This is a genomic window from Parahaemophilus parainfluenzae (assembly GCF_001053575.1).
Lineage (GTDB): Bacteria > Pseudomonadota > Gammaproteobacteria > Enterobacterales > Pasteurellaceae > Haemophilus_D > Haemophilus_D parainfluenzae_S.
The window spans coordinates 1-18324 of the sequence record NZ_JVSL01000009.1 but is presented as its reverse complement, the minus strand read 5'-3'; the positions used below and the strand labels follow the sequence as shown (position 1 = coordinate 18324).

14 protein-coding genes and 1 tRNA gene are annotated in these 18324 nt (G+C 40.0%); 4 read left to right on the top strand and 11 right to left on the bottom strand.

Annotation, left to right across the window (positions count from 1 at the left end; genetic code table 11):
- Window positions 1-146 precede the first annotated feature (146 nt).
- Genes AC979_RS00325 through AC979_RS00310 form a run of 4 tightly spaced genes read right to left on the bottom strand, consistent with a single transcriptional unit; the run spans window position 147 to window position 5563 of the window.
- Window positions 147-803, bottom strand: coding sequence for a hypothetical protein (locus AC979_RS00325; RefSeq protein WP_049365367.1), 657 nt, complete (start codon window positions 801-803; stop codon window positions 147-149).
- Window positions 804-812: 9 nt separating this feature from the next.
- Entirely contained in the window at window positions 813-4724 is a 3912-nt protein-coding gene (hrpA, locus tag AC979_RS00320; protein WP_049372399.1) for an ATP-dependent RNA helicase HrpA, read from the bottom strand.
- Entirely contained in the window at window positions 4721-5110 is a 390-nt protein-coding gene (locus AC979_RS00315) for a DUF423 domain-containing protein (protein ID WP_049372398.1), read from the bottom strand. Before AC979_RS00315 ends, hrpA begins: the two co-directional genes overlap by 4 nt.
- Window positions 5111-5563: a DUF441 domain-containing protein gene (locus AC979_RS00310; protein WP_049372397.1), complete on the bottom strand. Its 453-nt coding sequence runs from the start codon at window positions 5561-5563 to the stop codon at window positions 5111-5113. It lies immediately after the preceding gene.
- A gap of 168 nt (window positions 5564-5731) precedes the next feature.
- Between AC979_RS00310 and AC979_RS00305 the strand changes: the two genes are divergently transcribed.
- Complete coding sequence (locus AC979_RS00305) at window positions 5732-7636, top strand: monovalent cation:proton antiporter-2 (CPA2) family protein (RefSeq protein WP_049372396.1); 1905 nt, start codon at window positions 5732-5734, stop codon at window positions 7634-7636.
- Between the two features lie 35 nt (window positions 7637-7671).
- On the opposite strand, the gene rlmKL is transcribed toward AC979_RS00305, so the two are convergent.
- From rlmKL to mltA, 4 genes are all read right to left on the bottom strand, one after another.
- Window positions 7672-9807, bottom strand: a complete 2136-nt coding sequence (rlmKL, locus tag AC979_RS00300; protein ID WP_049372395.1) for a bifunctional 23S rRNA (guanine(2069)-N(7))-methyltransferase RlmK/23S rRNA (guanine(2445)-N(2))-methyltransferase RlmL — start codon at window positions 9805-9807, stop codon at window positions 7672-7674.
- A 290-nt stretch (window positions 9808-10097) separates the two neighbouring features.
- Window positions 10098-11078 (bottom strand): zinc ABC transporter substrate-binding protein ZnuA, encoded by a 981-nt coding sequence (gene znuA / locus AC979_RS00295; RefSeq protein ID WP_049372394.1) that lies wholly within the window; start codon window positions 11076-11078, stop codon window positions 10098-10100.
- 167 nt (window positions 11079-11245) lie between these two features.
- The gene (gene tcdA / locus AC979_RS00290; protein ID WP_049372393.1) at window positions 11246-12007 is read right to left on the bottom strand and encodes a tRNA cyclic N6-threonylcarbamoyladenosine(37) synthase TcdA; all 762 of its coding nucleotides are present in this window, start codon (window positions 12005-12007) and stop codon (window positions 11246-11248) included.
- On the bottom strand, window positions 12007-13134 hold the full coding sequence (gene mltA, locus AC979_RS00285; protein ID WP_049372392.1) for a murein transglycosylase A: 1128 nt from the start codon (window positions 13132-13134) through the stop codon (window positions 12007-12009). The genes tcdA and mltA overlap by 1 nt, the downstream gene beginning before the upstream one ends.
- 191 nt (window positions 13135-13325) lie before the next feature.
- Here mltA and AC979_RS00280 point away from each other — a divergent pair.
- Window positions 13326-13402, top strand: a tRNA-Met gene (locus AC979_RS00280).
- 113 nt (window positions 13403-13515) lie between these two features.
- On the opposite strand, the gene AC979_RS00275 is transcribed toward AC979_RS00280, so the two are convergent.
- The 3 genes from AC979_RS00275 to metC form a co-directional block, all read right to left on the bottom strand.
- The gene (locus AC979_RS00275; protein WP_049372391.1) at window positions 13516-14022 is read right to left on the bottom strand and encodes a DUF2301 domain-containing membrane protein; all 507 of its coding nucleotides are present in this window, start codon (window positions 14020-14022) and stop codon (window positions 13516-13518) included.
- 74 nt (window positions 14023-14096) lie between these two features.
- Window positions 14097-15452, bottom strand: coding sequence for a UDP-N-acetylmuramate:L-alanyl-gamma-D-glutamyl-meso-diaminopimelate ligase (mpl, locus tag AC979_RS00270; protein WP_049372390.1), 1356 nt, complete (start codon window positions 15450-15452; stop codon window positions 14097-14099).
- Between the two features lie 91 nt (window positions 15453-15543).
- On the bottom strand, window positions 15544-16734 hold the full coding sequence (gene metC, locus AC979_RS00265; protein WP_049372389.1) for a cystathionine beta-lyase: 1191 nt from the start codon (window positions 16732-16734) through the stop codon (window positions 15544-15546).
- A gap of 140 nt (window positions 16735-16874) precedes the next feature.
- Here metC and AC979_RS00260 point away from each other — a divergent pair, with 140 nt between their 5' ends.
- Window positions 16875-17477, top strand: coding sequence for a peroxiredoxin C (locus AC979_RS00260; RefSeq protein WP_049370140.1), 603 nt, complete (start codon window positions 16875-16877; stop codon window positions 17475-17477).
- A 90-nt stretch (window positions 17478-17567) separates the two neighbouring features.
- Entirely contained in the window at window positions 17568-18125 is a 558-nt protein-coding gene (gene pgsA / locus AC979_RS00255; protein WP_049365349.1) for a CDP-diacylglycerol--glycerol-3-phosphate 3-phosphatidyltransferase, read from the top strand.
- The last annotated feature ends 199 nt before the right edge of the window (window positions 18126-18324 follow it).

Below are 18324 nucleotides of genomic sequence, written 5' to 3'. Positions count from 1 at the left end.
TGGAATTTTTGAAGTTAAAAAATGTTTGAGAAAACGACCGCACTTTTGAAAACTAAGCAATACATCAAGTGTCTATACTTAGAATAAATAAGTATCAATGCTTACACTATTTTGGAATGCACTTAAAAAATTTATAAATTATTATTTTATTTTTCATTACTGGTAGAAGATTTAATTTTATCAATAAGCTCAAATCTATGTTTCATACATTCTTCCAATAAATCATTAAGCTCTTCTTCTGACGGTTCATTTTTATTTGTCAGATACAAAAAATCAGGTAATACCTTACTAATATCATTTAATTTTTTTAATGTCATAACACCTGATTTTTTATCTATATTCTCTATACTAAAACTAGCAAAAGGTACATATCCCCCATCAACTAAATATTCTATATTTAACTTTCTTTTAAAAAATACATTATACAAACTCGGCTCATCACTATTTATTCTAAAAATCTCAGTAAGAGGATTATAGTTACATAATTCAGGAGAACGAACCATACCATTAATAGAATTATCCTTTTCATCAACATCTATATCGAAAATAAAGAGTGTTTGATTATATGGAATATTTAGTTCTTTATGATCTACAACATAATCTGTGCTTGTACTCCAAGTACCACTTAAAAAATGATCATATACATAATCATTCTTAAATTTTTCATAATGTTCTGGAAAGTTAAGAATACTACCAAGGAAACTATCTAATCCAATGACAATACTCCCTATTACAGTCAATATTCCTAACTTAGATCTAAAAAAACTAACAATGGTATCAAATACCTTATTCTTATCTGTCATAAATTATTTTTAATACCCTACAATCAAATTCAAAATCCGCTTATCCGACACCTGATACTTCGTGCCTAATTGCTGCGCAAATAAACTCACGCGCAATTCCTCAATCATATAGCGAATTTCCGCGACTTCATCAGAAATTGGTTTAGATTTTGGCAGTTTAGCCAGTAATTGTTGGTAAGCCTGTTGTACTTGCTCTACGCGTAGCATCGCAGCACGATCACGATTCACATCTTGAGCCAGTTTATCGATACGTTTATCAATGGCTTGTAAATAACGTTGTAAATCCGGTAGGCGATCATAACCGCTCTTTTGCACAAAACCTGGATAAATCAATCCGCCTAACTGCGCCTTAATATCAGAAAAGGCAAAAGCCATAGTGAAATCCATTTTGCCTTTTAAACGTTGGTTTAAGGCATGGTTAAGGGAGAGAATTTGCTCCACTTTCTGCGCAATATCTACGGTCACTTCGTTCAGATTTTCTCGAACGAAATCACGCAATTTTTGAAAGCCTGCTTCATCCCACACAAAACCGCCAAAATCGGCAATCAGCTTATCCACTGCACAAGCGATACAGTCATCGATCAAATCCAACACGCGACCGAACGGGGTAAAATACAGCCCCAATTTAGCTTTATTCGGCAATTTTTCATGCAGATATTTAATCGGTGACGGTACATTGAGCAACAACAAGCGGCGCAAACCTTGCTGCATCGCCACTGCTTGTTCAAACTCTGTTTCAAATAGTTTGATACCTACGGCATCTTTTTCATCCACAATGGCAGGGAACGCTTTGACGCTAAAACCTCGTTGTTTTTGTTCGTAGCATTGTGGTAAATCTGCAAAACTCCAAATATGCAGCCCGCTTTGCTCAATGCCATCATCTGCCACAGCAGAAATACTTTCCTGCACACGATCTTTTAAGTTGAATTTCAGCTCATCCAAATTCATGGATTCGGCAATTTTCTTGCCGTTTTCATCCACCACACGGAAAGTCATTTTCAAATGGCTTGGAATTTGTTCCCAATTCCAATGTTCTGCTTCTACGGTGACGCCCGTCATACGACGTAATTCATAAATTAGCGTATCTAATAATGGTTTCTCCAGCGGCACTGCTCGACTTAAAAAAGCTTGGGCATAATTAGGTGCTGGCACGAAATTACGACGATAAGATTTCGGCAGCGATTTAATCAGCGCAATCACTAATTCTTCACGCAAGCCTGGAATTTGCCAGTCAAAGCCTGTCATTTCCACTTGGTTGAGCAATGGCAACGGAATATGCACCGTCACGCCGTCTGCATCGGTACCCGGTTCAAATTGATACGTCAGTTTGAGTTTCAAATTGCCTTGATGCCAGAAATTCGGGAAATCCAGCTTGCTCACCTGTTCCGCATCATCATTAATCAAGAATGAGCGTTCAAAATTAAGCAATTCAGGATCTTTTTGCTGCGCTTTTTTCCACCAGGTATCAAAATGTTTTTGGGAAACTACTTCCGTGCCAATACGCTGATCGTAAAATTCAAAAAGCGTGCGATCATCCACCAAAATATCGCGGCGGCGGCTTTTGTGTTCCAACTCTTCTACTTCTCGAACGAGTCGTTGATTTTCTTTGAAGAATTTATGTTTGGTATTCCAATCCCCTTCCACTAAGGCTGATTGAATAAAGATCTCGCGGCTTACCGTCGGATCAATAGAACCGTAATTCACTGGTCGAGCAGCCACAATCGGCACACCGTAAAGCGTCACTTTTTCATCGGCAATCACCGCGCCACGAGATTTCGACCAACGCGGTTCGGAATAGGATTTTTTAATTAAATGCTCGGCTAGCGGCTCAATCCATTCAGGTTCTATTTCCGCCACCATACGCCCCCAAAGTTTGGAGGTTTCCACTAATTCTGCCGCCATCACCCATTTAGGCTGTTTTTTGAAAAGTACAGAATTAGGGAAAATCGCAAAATGGGCATTACGTGCACCAAGATATTGTTGTTTCTCCGCTTCTTTTAAACCGATATGAGAAAGCAAGCCGCTTAAAAGTGCGGTATGAATTTGCTGATATTCTGCTTTTTCCGAATTAATCGGCAAGCCCATTTCACGCACTGTTAGACGAATTTGATGATAAATATCCTGCCATTCGCGAATACGTAAATAATTTAAGAAATCCTTTTGGCATTGACGACGGAATTGGTTTTTACTTAATTCTTTTTGTTGTTCTTGCAGATAACGCCAAAGATTGAGGAAAGCCAAGAAATCCGATTTTTTATCGGCAAAACGACGATGTTTTTCATCGGAAGCTTGTTGTTTTTCTTGTGGGCGCTCACGCGGATCTTGAATGGATAACGCGGCGACAATAATCATCACTTCATGCAATGCACCTTGTGAGACAGCAGTCAGCAACATCTTCGCCAAACGAGGGTCCACAGGGAGTTGAGCTAATTGACGACCTACTGAGGTTAATTGACGTTTCTCGCCCGCTTTGGTGCGAACCATTTCAAACGCACCCAATTCTTCCAACAGTTTTATACCATCTTGAATATGGCGTTTATCTGGCGCATCAACAAACGGGAAAGCTTCAATATCATCTAAGCCCAATGCCGTCATTTGTAAAATAACAGAGGCTAAATTGGTGCGAAGAATTTCAGGATCGGTAAACTCCGGACGAGAATTAAAATCCTCTTCCGAATACAAACGAATACAAATCCCCTCGCTCACACGACCACAACGGCCTTTACGCTGATTAGCAGATGCCTGTGAAATGGGTTCAATCGGTAAACGTTGTACTTTGGTGCGATAGCTATAACGGGAAATCCGCGCGGTACCGGGGTCAATTACATATTTAATGCCTGGCACGGTCAATGAAGTTTCCGCGACGTTGGTCGCTAATACAATGCGATTTAAACCACTTGGATGGAAAATTTTATTTTGTTCTTGTGCAGACAAGCGAGCAAAGAGCGGTAGAATTTCCGTATGTTTTAGATTTTGTTTTTGTAAGGCTTCGGCGGTATCGCGAATTTCTCGCTCACCGTTCATAAAGATCAAAATATCGCCACGGCCTTCTGCTTGCAGTTCATCCACCGCATTAAGAATGCCTTGTAGCTGATCTTGATCGTCTTCCTCCACTACGGGACGATAACGCACTTCAACGGGGTAGGTTCTGCCCGAGACTTCGATAATTGGGGCATTGTTGAAATGTTTGGAAAAACGTTCCACATCAATAGTTGCAGAGGTGATGATAAGTTTTAAATCACGACGATGTGGTAAAAGCTGTTTCAGATAACCGAGAATAAAATCGTTATTTAGGCTACGTTCGTGGGCTTCATCGATAATCAAACAAGAATATTGATTGAGAAAACGATCGTTTTGAATTTCTGCTAATAAGATCCCATCGGTCATCAACTTGATTTGTGTATCATCACTGATTTTATCGTTAAAACGAACTTTATAACCGACTAAACCACCAAGCTCTGTTTCCAGCTCTTCTGCAATACGTGCTGCCACCGAACGAGCGGCAATACGGCGTGGTTGAGTATGACCAATCATGCCCAAATTGCCGAAACCTAATTCCAAACACATCTTTGGCAATTGGGTGGTTTTCCCCGAACCTGTTTCCCCTGCCACTACAATGACCTGATGTTCAGAAAGTAGTTTTTGAATTTCTGCTTTACGTTGGCTAACGGGCAAACTCTCTGGAAAAACAATGGGATTTTTAACCGCACTTTTACGATTTTCTACACGTAATTGAGCCTGTTCAATCTGCAGCTGAATTTCAGCAGCAACGGCTTGTTGAGCCTCTTGGCTTTTAATTTTTCCAATCCCATGAATTCGGGCAGATAAACGACGTTGATCCACCAGCATGATATCCTTGAGTTTCGAAAAGAGAGATTGTTGTATCGGGTTTAATTCACGTTTGACTAATTTATTCTTCATACTGATTTACTTTTAAAACCACCGTAAGCCAAGCAAAGCCAACCAATTAAAAATAACGTTCCGCCAATTGGCGTTACCCACACAAGGAACTTTCCCGCTCCAAGGGCAAGTGCATAAAGACTGCCGCTAAAAAGAAGAATACCGTACGCCCAAGCGCCTGCAGCAAGATTAACTATTTTGTTTGCAACCAATGCTTCCCGGCATAATTGCAAAATGCCAATCGCAAAAATCGCAATGGTGTGGAACATTTGATATTTCACACCCGTTTCAATCCACGCTAATTCTTTAGGTTCTAAAACCTTACTTAATCCATGTGCCGCAAAAGCACCAATCGTCACACACAAAAAACCGCTTAATCCCGCGATAAATAACCATTTGTTTTTCATTTAAAATTTTCCTATTAATACCGCTAAAATCCCTGCGGCGATTAGAGGTCCCACCGGAATACCGCCTAAGAAAGACACACCAATAATCGTACCAATTAATAATCCTGTCACCAAAACAGGTTGTTCACTCATTAATGGCACCCCTTTCCCCGCAAGCCATGCGACGAATACCCCAGTTAAAATAGAAACACCCATTTTCCAGTTTAAAAATGAACTGAGATCGGGCAGTTGGATTTTTCCCGACACTAACGGCGCAAGCACACCAATCGTTAAAATGATGATCCCAATTTTTATCCCGTATTGCTCAAGTATGGGAATGTATTTGGATAATAAGGTTTGCTGCATGATTAATAACACAGCCGCTGAAATGGTGATTGCGCTGTTTTGACTCATTAAACCTAAAATGATTAAGAAAACCAACAACAACGCTATCATATTGAATTGTAATGACATAATACCTCTAAAGTGCGGTCAGAAAACTGACCATTTTTTGGCATGTAAAGTTTTTGTAAATTATACCAATTTCTTGCTTTTCTGTGTTTTTTATTTACCTAAAAAAGGCTAGAATACAAGAGAACTTTCTTCTCATACTCCCTGTTTTTACTAAGGTTTCTTTGCCCTATGTCGAATGCCGTCAGCCCTGAATTAATTAAAACTGTTGTTCTACTTGCTACCAGTGTAACCATTGTGCCGCTGTTTAAGCGTATTGGCTTAGGTAGCGTATTAGGTTATTTAGTGGCAGGCTGTTTAATTGGTCCTTCCGTTTTCGGCGTAGTAAAAGATGCAGAATCGGTTCTCCATATGGCGGAACTGGGCGTGGTGATGTTCTTATTCATTATCGGTTTGGAGATGCATCCCGAACGCCTATGGGCAATGAGAAAAGCAATCTTCGGGCGAGGTTTTCTACAAGTAGGGCTATGTGGTGCACTACTTACCTTTGCCGGTATCTATATTTTAAATCTTCCAAAAGAAGTCGCGTTTATTGCAGGTATGGGCTTTACGCTCTCCTCTACTGCTATCGTAATGCAGGTATTAGAAGAACGCGGGATTACGAACACGCCAAAAGGCCAACGGGTGATTTCTACCTTAATTTTTGAAGATTTATCCATTGTGCCATTATTGGCTTCTATTGCCTTTTTAACGCCTGAAACCAAACACATTGAACATCAAACCAACTGGACATCTATTGCTATTGCACTTGGTGCCGTTGTCGGTTTAGTGGTTGCGGGCAAATGGTTAATGAACCCAATTTTCCGCTTAATTTCCAAAGCTCACATTCGTGAAATGATGACAGCTGCCGCCTTGCTTGTGGTATTAGGTGCTGCATTAGCCATGGAAGCGAGCGGGCTTTCAATGGCGATGGGCGCATTCGTTGCCGGTGTGATGCTTTCAGAATCTGCATTCCGTCACCAGCTCGAAGCGGATATTGAACCGTTCCGTGGTCTATTGCTCGGTCTCTTCTTTATGGGCGTAGGGATGTCACTTGATTTAACCTTGGTGTTCGACAATGCACTTTGGTTATTGGGTATTGTGTGCCTTTATATCATCGGCAAAGCCTTGGCCGTTTACACTGTTGCACGTATTACGAAACTTGACCGAAAAGAATCCGTTGGACGAATGACCATTATGGCGCACGGTGGTGAATTTGCATTCGTACTCTTCTCTGCTGCAACTACGGCGGGTGTAATGACAAAAGATCAAAATGCAACTTTTACTGCAGCAGTCATTATTTCGATGCTATTCTCTCCATTGATTGGTTTATTGATGCGTAAAATCAACCAACGCAAATCAGTAAATCAAGAGGAAAAAGTCGATACTAGCGATCTCGATCCAATTGTGGATTTAGAAGATAGCGTGCTCGTAATTGGTTTTGGTCGTTTCAGCCAAATCGTCTGTCAATCGCTTCTTGTTCGTGGTATTAACGTCTCGGTGATTGACCGTAATATCGAAAACATCCGTGCGGCAGCCAAATTTGGTTTTAAAGTTTATTACGGTGATGGTATTCGCCTTGATGTATTACGTGCTGCGGGTATCGAAAAAGCGAAATGTGTCGTTATCGGGATTAACGATACAGATCGTATTGAAAGCATTGTTCAGAATTTGAAAGACGCTTATCCGAAACTCCCTATTTTGGCGCGAACTTATGACCGTAAAACAACCGTAAGCCTGATTAAACGGGATGTAGACTTTATTGTACGTGAAACCTTTGAGTCTGCACTCACGCTCAGCCACGCGACCTTGATGCAACTAGGTATCAATAAAATTGAAGCCGATGAGGTCATTGCAGAAGTTCGTTATTTAGACCAAGAACGTTTAAATGAAGAAGTTTTACACGGTTTTTCAACGGACATCATCCGAAAATATTGGATGCCAAAACCTTTCATTAAACCACATTCTGATGCTGAAGCACTCAATGAGGAAACGGCTGAGATTTTAGAAAAAGAAGACGACACCAATGACGAAACTGCGGTTGAAACCCTTCTTCATGATGATTCTGAAGCCGAAAAGCAAAAAGAAGTCGAATAATAAAAAAGCCCGATAAATTATTATCGGGCTTTTTATTAGGCTTTCATTGTCACTATCCAGCAATTATGGATTTGTTTATTACGCTCAAAATCAAGCGGTAAGGTTTTCGCTGAAATTTCGACCGCACTTAATCCCAATTCATCTAACGCCTCAAAATCCATTTTAAAACCTCGTTTATTATTCGAGAATACGATGGTGCCGTTAGGACGTAAAATATGCTTAAGATTACGCATTAATTTTATGTGGTCACGTTGTACATCCCAACTGTCTTCCATACGTTTAGAATTCGAGAATGTTGGCGGATCCACGAAAATCAAATCAAACTGGCGATCACATTTCTCTAACCACTGCAAACAATCTGCCTGAATGAGCTTGTGCTGCTTGCCTTCGATATCATTTAAAATTAGGTTTTGCTCTGCCCAGTTTAAATAGGTGTTTGACATATCCACGGTTGTTGTCGATTTTGCCCCACCTAATGCCGCATGCACTGTTGCGGAACCGGTATAAGCGAAAAGATTGAGGAAATCTTTGCCTTTTGCCATTTCACCAACCATTTTACGGGTTAAGCGATGATCCAAGAATAATCCTGTATCCAAGTAATCCGTTAGATTCACCCAAAGCCGTGCACCGTATTCATTCACATAGAAATATTCGCCTTTATTGGCCAATTTTTCATATTGATTCGTGCCTTTTTGTTTTTGACGCACTTTCAAAATCAGTTTATTGGTTTCAATACCAGTGACTTGCAAGGTTGCAGTCACTGCATCCAATAAACGCTGACGTGCTTTATTTTCATCAATATTTTTCGGTGCGGCATACTCTTGCACCACGATATGATCGCCATAACGATCCACCGCCACATTATATTCTGGTAAATCTGCATCATATAAACGATAGGCATCAAGGCCTTGCTGTTTCGCCCATTTTTCAATTTTCTTGATATTTTTTTGCAAGCGATTCGCAAAATCCACCGCGACCGTTGAAGTGCGGTCAAATTCAAGCGGATTTTCAACCGCACTTTCTTTGCGTTCAGAAATTTGATAATTCTTCTGAACACAATCTAATGGACCATTTTTCGCTTTAAATTGACGATGTGAACGCATACGCAAGCAATCAAGCAACGTAGATTCACTACTGAAAATCGACGCATTCCAACCACCAAATTCATTTTTAAGACGTTGTCCAAAGACTGAATATAGTGCAATCAAAGCAGGCGTTGTGCCTAAACGCTCACCGTAAGGGGGATTACAAATCACCGTTCCCACTTCATCTGGACTTGGATTTTTTAATGCGGCGACATCACCTTGTTTCCACTGAATTAAATGTGCCACACCTGCATTTTGTGCATTCTTTTGTGCTTTTTTCAGTACGCGATGATCGAGATCAAAACCATAAAAATGTGGTTTAGGATTTTGATTAAAATAAGTTTCCGCTTGCTGTACCGCTTCTGCTTTTACCTTATCCCAAGCATCTTGATTATGCCCTTTCCAGCAATCAAAGCCCCAATGTAAACGATGTAATTGCGGCGCAATTTGTGCTTCCATCTGTGCTGCTTCGATTAACAAAGTACCCGAACCGCACATTGGATCCACTAAAGGTGTCCCTTTTTTCCAACCTGAACGGAGTACAATCGCGGCGGCTAAGGTTTCACGTAAAGGCGCTTGTCCTGTATCTTCACGATAACCACGTAAATGTAATGCTTCTCCACTTAAATCGAGTGAAACGACGATCTCTTCTTTATTCAAATAAACATGAATTCGTACATCTGGGTAGTCTTTATCCACATTTGGGCGCGCTTTCCCTTGGCGTTCAAAATAATCCACAATGGCATCTTTCACACGCATCGCACCAAATTGGGTATGGCGAATCTCTTGGTTTGTCCCGTTGAAATCGACAAAAAATGTAGCTTTCTCATCAAAATAACTTAACCAATCTTGCCCTGTCACAATTGAATATAAGTCTAAATCACTGTATACCTTGCCATTTACAATAGGTAACAAAATACGTGAAGCTAAACGTGACCATAATAAGCTACGATAAAGTGTTTCATCATCAGCCTGAAAATGTACGCCGCCTTGTGCAATTTTACATTCCGTTGCACCAAGCTCTGTTAGTTCGACTTTTAAGAGTTCTTCAAAACCACGGGCAGTTGTGGCAAATAGTTGTTTCATGCGTTTTCTCGATAGGGAAAAATTGGGCGGATTATAGCATAGTTTTAATTAGGATTTCGCCTAAGGCGACCTACTTTTCTTTGCTTGTGCAAAGCAAAGTAGGCAAAAGAAAACACACCCCAATTAAATCGCTAATCCTCATTCTCTTTCAATTTTCTTTACAGAAATTTTCGAACTCACTTCGCTCAAACAAGCGAAAATTTCTTAAAAATTGAAAATCATTCGGGCGATTTAGATGGGGCAATAAAAAACAGCCTTAAAGGCTGTTTTTAAGATAGAAGCAAATTAGATTATTTACTTAAACATTGAGCATAGCTATCAGCGGTGGCTTGAAGGAAATTCGCGTAGGAATTTGGACCAAGCTGTACGTTATCGCCAATAGGATCTAAACGACCAACATTAACTTTTGTACTTTGTGCAAGCGAATCAATCACTTTTGGTGTGAATTGAGGCTCAGCAAAAAGACAATTTACATGGTGTTCTTCAATCTCTTCTTTGATGTGAGCAATGGTTTTTGCGCCTGGTGCCACTAATGGATTAATAGTGAAATAACCGGTTTGATTTAAACCATAAGCATCATTGAAATAACTATAAGCATCATGGAACACAAAGAAACCTTTATCTTTAAGTGGCGCTAATTGTGCTTTGATCTTGTCGCTTTGCTCAGTCAAAGTGCGGTTAAAATCGGCTAAGTTTTTCGCAATCAGTTCTTTTTTATCCGGGTGTTGTTCTGTTAATTTATCCGCGACTTTCTGTGCCACAATTTGGCTAATGGCTGGTGAATACCATAAATGCCAGTTCACGCTTAACCCATTTTCATCCACATCGTGGTCGTGATGGTCATGACCATGCTCGTGTTTATGATCGTGTCCATGTTTGTGATCATGTCCATGCTCGTGTTCATCACCTTCATGATAATGCTCATGATGCACTTTGCTTAAAAGCGGTTTAATTTCTGGAATATCAGAAATATTGATGACTTTTTTACTATCAATTTGGCTAATTGGTTTTGCTAAGAAAGCATCAATATCTTCACCAACCCAAAGCACTAAATCTGCAGATTTCACTTTTTGCACATCTGAAAGTTTTAAGCTGTAATCATGTGGAGAAGCACCTGCTGGTACTAAAACCTGTGTATCCGTCACACCGTTTGCAATAGACGATGTAATAAAACCGAGCGGTTTCACGGAGGCCAATACATCTGCATTTGCTATCATTGGAAGGGTTAAAAGTGCGGTAGAAATTGCACTCATTTTTAATACTTGTTTCATGTTTGTTTCCTTACTTTTATTGGGAATTATTCTCAAAGCCAACATAGACTACGCCTTTTTGATAAAATTGCAACATTCCAAATAAAAAAATGAAGTGATATTTCTTCATCTTGTTAAATACTTTCATTCATAAAGAAAAAGCAACGTTTTCACGTTGCTTCATTTCTTTATTTTAATAACTTATCGATTACCCGAGAAACGGCAAAAAATCCAAAGGTTGCGGTTATCATAGTTGCAGCTCCAAAGCCATTTGCACAATTCATGGTGGCTGATACTTCACAGCCATCGCCTATTTTAGGGAAAATCAGAGGTTGGCTGGAAAACACCGCATCAACTGCAAACTTACGTTGTGGATTTTGGGTAAAATTGAAATCCTTGCGTAAAACTGACCGCACTTTCGCCAATAATGGATCTTGGATCGTTTTACTTAAATCAGCAATTTGGATTTTCGAAGGATCAGTTTGCCCCCCTGCACCACCAATGGTAATAATCTTGATTTTATTACGTTTGCAATAGGCAATCATGGCGGCTTTCGTTTTCACGCTATCAATCGCATCAATGACATAATCATAGCCACGATTTAAGTATTCTGCTTGATTATCCGGTGAGATGAAATCATCAATGACATTCACCACACATTCTGGATTAATCAGCTTAACGCGCTCGGCCATCACTTCCGTTTTAAGCTTGCCAATATTACCACTTAACGCAGGAAGCTGACGATTAATATTGGTGACACAAATATCATCCATATCAATCATGGTGATCTGCCCTACGCCACTTCGCGCAAGCGCTTCCACCACCCACGAACCTACGCCGCCAATACCAATGACGCACACATGAGCCTGACGCAAGCGTGCCAAGCCTTCTGGTGTGTAAAGGCGACCAATACCGCCAAAACGTTGTTCGTAGTTATCGACACGAGCCATTATTGTAGTACCCAAACGCGTCCATAGTGTTTTGATAAACCTGCGATATGGCCTGCCTGATCGCCAATACCACGATACAAGTCAAAATGGTGACCATTTACCGCACCGCCCACATCAAGTGCCACCATTAAGTGTAATTTGTGTGTACCCATCCAGTTACCATCATTATCAATATCCGGTACTTCAACCAATAATACGGTTCCAGAAGGAATGACATTTCGGTCAGAAGCGACAGCAGCCATAGGCACTAAAGGTACACCTGCAGAACCTTTCACTTCGCCTGTTGGATCGTTTTTAAAGAAAACATAAGATGGATTACGTTCTAACAATTCTCGTACGCGAGATGGGTTTGCTTTCCCCCATTCACGAATTGCTTGGATAGACATTTTTTCTTTTGGAATTTCACCATCTTCTACTAACAAACGACCAACCGCTTGATATTTATAGCCATTTTGTCCCGCATAGGCTAAATAATTTAAATTGCCATCACCGTAATCAACATAGCCACTCCCCTGCACGCCTAATAAGAAGTTATCCATCATTGAATCACTGTAAGCGAGTTCTAAGCCTTGTCCAGCCAATGCACCATTATAAATTTCTGCACGGCTATAACGTTTATAGCTTGGCATCGCATAAATTGGATGTTGATATTGGCCTTGTGCAGTACGGCGAGCATGAATAACCGGTGAGTAATAACCTGTCATCAACACGTTTTGATAACCATCGAAACCTTTCATAATCTGTGGGTTAATGCCGTATTGTGCTAATTCATTCACGTTAGCCCCTGCAAGTACCCAGTTAGTGATTTTGCCATAATTCGCCGCAAAGCGATTTGTTAATGAATTTGAATAATCACGAACATTCGTCAACTGTGTTAAAAAGTCACCTTGGTTAACGACCGCACTTTTATTCTCCACGGAAGCTACGGGACTTAAAATAGCTTGTTGATAAGTACGTCCATTATACTTTGCCCCAAATTTTTGAGGATCGTCGCCTGTCGCAGTACGCGGCAAGCTAGAATTATTTTTTGAAGAGACTTTACTTGGTGCTGAACCACATGATGCAAGCACTGAAACAGCCGCCATCACAGAGAGAATCTTTACGGCGAGATTTTGACGAAATTTCATTCTTATTTTCCTAAATTAAACTAACTAATACAAAGTTGCATACGCTATCAAAAATTCCCTTTTAGGACTAGCACTATTTCATAAAATGATTAATTAATATTCACATTGTTTATTTTCTTAACAAATGGAAAGTCAAATTCAGTTTAAATCTTGCAATAATTTTTGAAACGAGTATATTACGCGCCATCAGACGCGGGGTGGAGCAGCTTGGTAGCTCGTCGGGCTCATAACCCGAAGGCCGTCGGTTCAAATCCGGCCCCCGCAACCAAATTACAAAGCACCGAAATTTCGGTGCTTTTTTTGTATTTGGATAAAGGTAAATTTAATCGAAATAAAAAAGCACAATGCTGTGAAACATTATTCCTTTATCCATCAATCTTATTAGATTTGATACTTTGTCTTATCGCCAATATCAAAATGCAATGGCATTCGCCATTTTTGAACCGCAAGAATCAATAATAATCCACCGACGATCAACGATAAAATTCGGGCAATCCAGCCACCTTCAAATACCCAAGCAAACCAAAGTGCGGCGACAAATGCAGGTTGTAAATTTAACAGCGGTACTCTAAAACAGAAGTATTCTTTAAAGCATAAACCGCCAAGTGTGACCAATGCACCACCCAGTGCTAATTCATGCCAACCTAAAAGCGCACATAAGAGTGCAAGCCACGTGGCAAATTGGAATGTTAAGCGGAAATGCTTTAAATAAATATGAAGGGATGATGCACAACAAGTTGCCGCAACCAACACGACAATTTGAGCCTGTTGAGGATACCAAGTTAAAGCCAAGATGCTAAATGCCGCAATGACAAAGCCTGTGCGATAAATAATGACGGTGAGTTTATCCCAAACATCCATTGGAGATTGAATATGTGGATCAGCCATGTGATTTCCTTATTTTTGATGATAAAAAGTGCGGTCAAAAATACTCTCATTTGTGACCGCACTTTACATTAAGATTATTTTAATCGATCTAAAATCTTTTGATGAATGCCGCCAAAGCTACCATTTGACATCACAAGAATGTGATCTGTTGGTTTTGCTTCTGCCACAATCATATCCACCAATTTATCAACGTTTCCTGTGTAGTATGCCGGTTGAACACATTGTCCCGCAATTTCAGCCACATCCCATGGAATATTATCTGGTTGTAGCATAAATACGGCATCGGCACGTCCAAGTGCGGGTGCAATTTCATCTTTATGCACGCCCATTTTCATGGTGTTTGAACGGGGCTCTAATACGGCAAGAATACGTACGCCACCGCCAACTTTGTCACGCAACGCAGTAAGTGTTGCCAAAATGGCTTCAGGGTGATGAGCAAAGTCATCATAAACCGTAATCCCGTTTACTTCCCCTTTCACCTCCAAACGACGTTTTGCATTGATAAAGCTGCCTAATGCATGACATGCATCTTCAATTTTCACACCTGCATGGTAAGCTGCTGCAATAGCCATTAAAGCATTATGCATATTGTGCTGTCCAACAATATTCCATTTCACTTCAACCACTTTTTTACCGTGATGGAATACGGTAAATTCTGAACAATCATTAGTAATACGTTCCGCAAACCATTCTTTATCTTTACCGATAAATTGTTGTTCTGACCAACATCCCATATTGAGAGTTTCTTTCACGCTTTGTTCATCTGCAAAAGAAAGAACGCGTCCTGTAGAAGGAATAGTTCTGATCATATGATGAAATTGACGCTGGATCGCATGAAGATCGTCGAAAATATCAGCATGATCGAAGCTGATATTGTTGATGATCAAAGTTTTTGGATTGTAATGTACAAATTTAGAACGTTTATCAAAGAACGCCGTATCATATTCATCCGCTTCAATCACGAAGAACTCACTTTCCCCTAAACGAGCAGAGGTACCAAAATTCCCTGCAATACCACCGATTAAGAAACCGGGTTTTAGCCCATTTTGTTCTAAAATCCAAGTCAACATCCCCGTTGTTGTGGTTTTACCATGTGTACCAGAAACCGCTAACACCCAACGGTTGCGCAATAAATGGTCGTGTAACCATTGTGGACCTGATGTGTAAGGCAAGGCATTATCTAAAACATATTCCACGCAAGGATTTCCACGCTTCATGGCATTTCCTACAATCACCATATCGGGTGCAGGCTGAAGTTGAGCCACATCATAATTAGGAATAATTTCAATACCCTGCTCTTGTAAAAAAGTGCTCATTGGCGGGTAAACATTAGTATCTGAGCCTGTGACTTTATAACCCATTTGTTTGGCAATCATCGCGACACCGCCCATAAAAGTCCCGCAGATACCTAAAATATGAATATGTTTCATTGTTCTTCTCTAGTTGCTAAAAATGCTGACTATGATAAATCAACTCAAAGATTGAGTAAATAAGGGCTGTTTACATAAACAGCCCTCTTTCTTATTTGATTCGTTCAAAGCCCGCTTGAAGATCAGCTATTAATTCATCCGTGTCTTCAAATCCAATATGAACACGAATTAATGAACCCGTTAATTTACGCTCAATACCTGGACGAATTTTCGCAATTTCTTCTGGTTGATTGCATAAAATGAGTGATTCAAACCCACCCCAAGAATAAGCCATCGTGAACAGTTCAAAGTGATCCATAAAGGCAGAAATCTCTTCGTCATTTAAACGTTTATGTAATTCAAAAGAGAATAAACCGCTTGCACCCGTAAAATCACGTTTAAAGTTTTCATGACCTGGACAGCTTGGTAACGCAGGATGATACACTGCTTTAACTTGTGGTTGTTCACTTAACCATTTGGCCACTTTTAAACTACTTTCGTGATGTTGTTTTAATCGCACACCTAAAGTACGAATACCACGAGCCGTCGTATAAGCGGAATCGGCATCGACCATTTGTCCCATTAAATAGGAATGCTCGCGCAATTTATCCCAAGTACGTGTATTAGCCACAGCAGTGCCGATCATAATATCAGAATGCCCCACTAAATATTTCGTTCCTGCTTGAATGGAAATATCAATACCGTGTTCTAACGCTTTGAATAGTACGCCTCCTGCCCATGTATTATCGATCATAATGACGATTTCAGGGCTCACGGCTCGAACGGCTTTAACAATAGCAGGAATATCTGGCACTTCCATTGTTAAAGAACTTGGTGACTCTAAAAATAAGACTTTCGTATTTGGCTGCACAAGTTTCGCAATCTCCGTGACTATCATTGGATCATAATAGGTCGTATCAATATGCATTTTTTTCAAAATCACATTGCAAAAATCTTGTGTTGGCTCATAAGCCGCACCGGTCATTAAAACGTGATCGCCAGTTTCTACAAATGATAAAATAGCATTGGTTACCGCTGCGGCACCACAAGGATAAAGATAGCAACCCGCTCCGCCTTCCATTTCACACATTAAATCTTGAAGTGCAAAGTGCGTTAACGTGCCACGGCGTCCATAGAAAAGCTCTCCCTTGTAACGATTTTTTGTACAATGTTTTTTATCAGCAATAGTGTCAAACACTAAAGAAGAAGCACGTTGGACTACCGGGTTTACCGCCCCTTGGGTAAAACGTTTTTTACGTCCGGCATGAACCAGTGTGGTTGATAAAGTATGATGTTCTGACATATATTTCACCTGTAACTTAGACAATATTAATTAATTCAATAGATAAAAACAGCTGTTAAAGTGCGGTCAATTTTTTTAGAATACTACCGAGTTTTTGCGTTAGCAAAATTTTTATTAACATTTATATAGGAATTATGACTATGGTATTAGTAACTCGTCAAGCTCCAGATTTTACTTCCTCTGCAGTTTTAGGCAATGGTGAAATCGTTAACAACTTCAATTTCAAAAAACACGTTAATGGTAAAGCGGCGGTATTATTCTTCTACCCATTAGACTTTACTTTCGTTTGCCCATCTGAATTAATTGCATTCGACCACCGTTATGAAGAATTCAAAAAACGTGGTGTTGAAGTGGTTGGTGTTTCTATCGACTCAGAATTCACTCACAATGCATGGCGTAATACCCCAACTGAAAACGGCGGTATCGGTGCAGTTAAATATGCATTAGCAGCTGACGTTAAACACGAAATCGCTAAAGCATACGGTATTGAACATCCCGAAGAAGGTGTGGCATTACGTGCTTCATTCTTAATCGACAAAAACGGTGTTGTTCGTCACCAAATCGTAAACGACTTACCATTAGGTCGTAACATCGATGAAATGTTACGTATGGTAGATGCGTTACAATTCCACGAAGAACACGGTGAAGTTTGCCCAGCTCAATGGGAAAAAGGCAAAGAAGGTATGAAAGACAGCCCTGAAGGTGTTGCTAAATACTTGAAACAAAACGCTGACAAACTTTAATTTTTAAGAAAAAGCCACATTAAGTGGCTTTTTTTATTTTTGTAGATCCTTTAAAATGAACGTATCTTTAACCAAAGTGCGGTTATTTTTATGAAATATAATATTCCCATTTTCCTGACGATTCTCCGAGTGATTTTAATCCCATTCTTCGTCTTGGCGTTTTATCTCCCTATCCCTTCAGCGCCTTTTATTACCACTCTTATTTTCTTTATCGCGGGTGTCACTGACTGGTTTGATGGCTATCTTGCTCGAAAATTAAAACAAACAACTCGCTTCGGTGCTTTCCTTGATCCTGTAGCTGATAAAGTAATGGTTATTACTGCGCTTGTATTAATTGTGGAATATCAACATTCTTTCTGGATTACCATCCCTGCGATTATTATGATTTCACGTGAAATCATTATCTCTGCTTTACGTGAATGGATGGCTGAGTTGGGTGAACGTAATAAAGTAGCTGTTTCATGGCTGGGAAAAGTAAAAACCACCTCTCAAATGCTAGCTTTAGGTGGATTACTCTGGCGATATAACGTTTATATGGAAACATTGGCAATAATACTACTCTACTTGGCGGCAATTTTAACAGTGTGGTCAATGCTCCAATACTTGAAAGCAGCGAAAGGTAGCTTGTTAGATAACATTGAATTATAGAATTGACTAAATTTTAAATAAAAGGTGCGGTTATTTTAATCGCACCTTTTGTTTTTGAATTATTTTTAACCAATCAAAAAAATTTTTTACGAATTTTATTTGACACAATAAGATAAATCCGTAAAATACGCCCCGTTGTTTGGCAACAAGCAAACGCGGGAATAGCTCAGTTGGTAGAGCACGACCTTGCCAAGGTCGG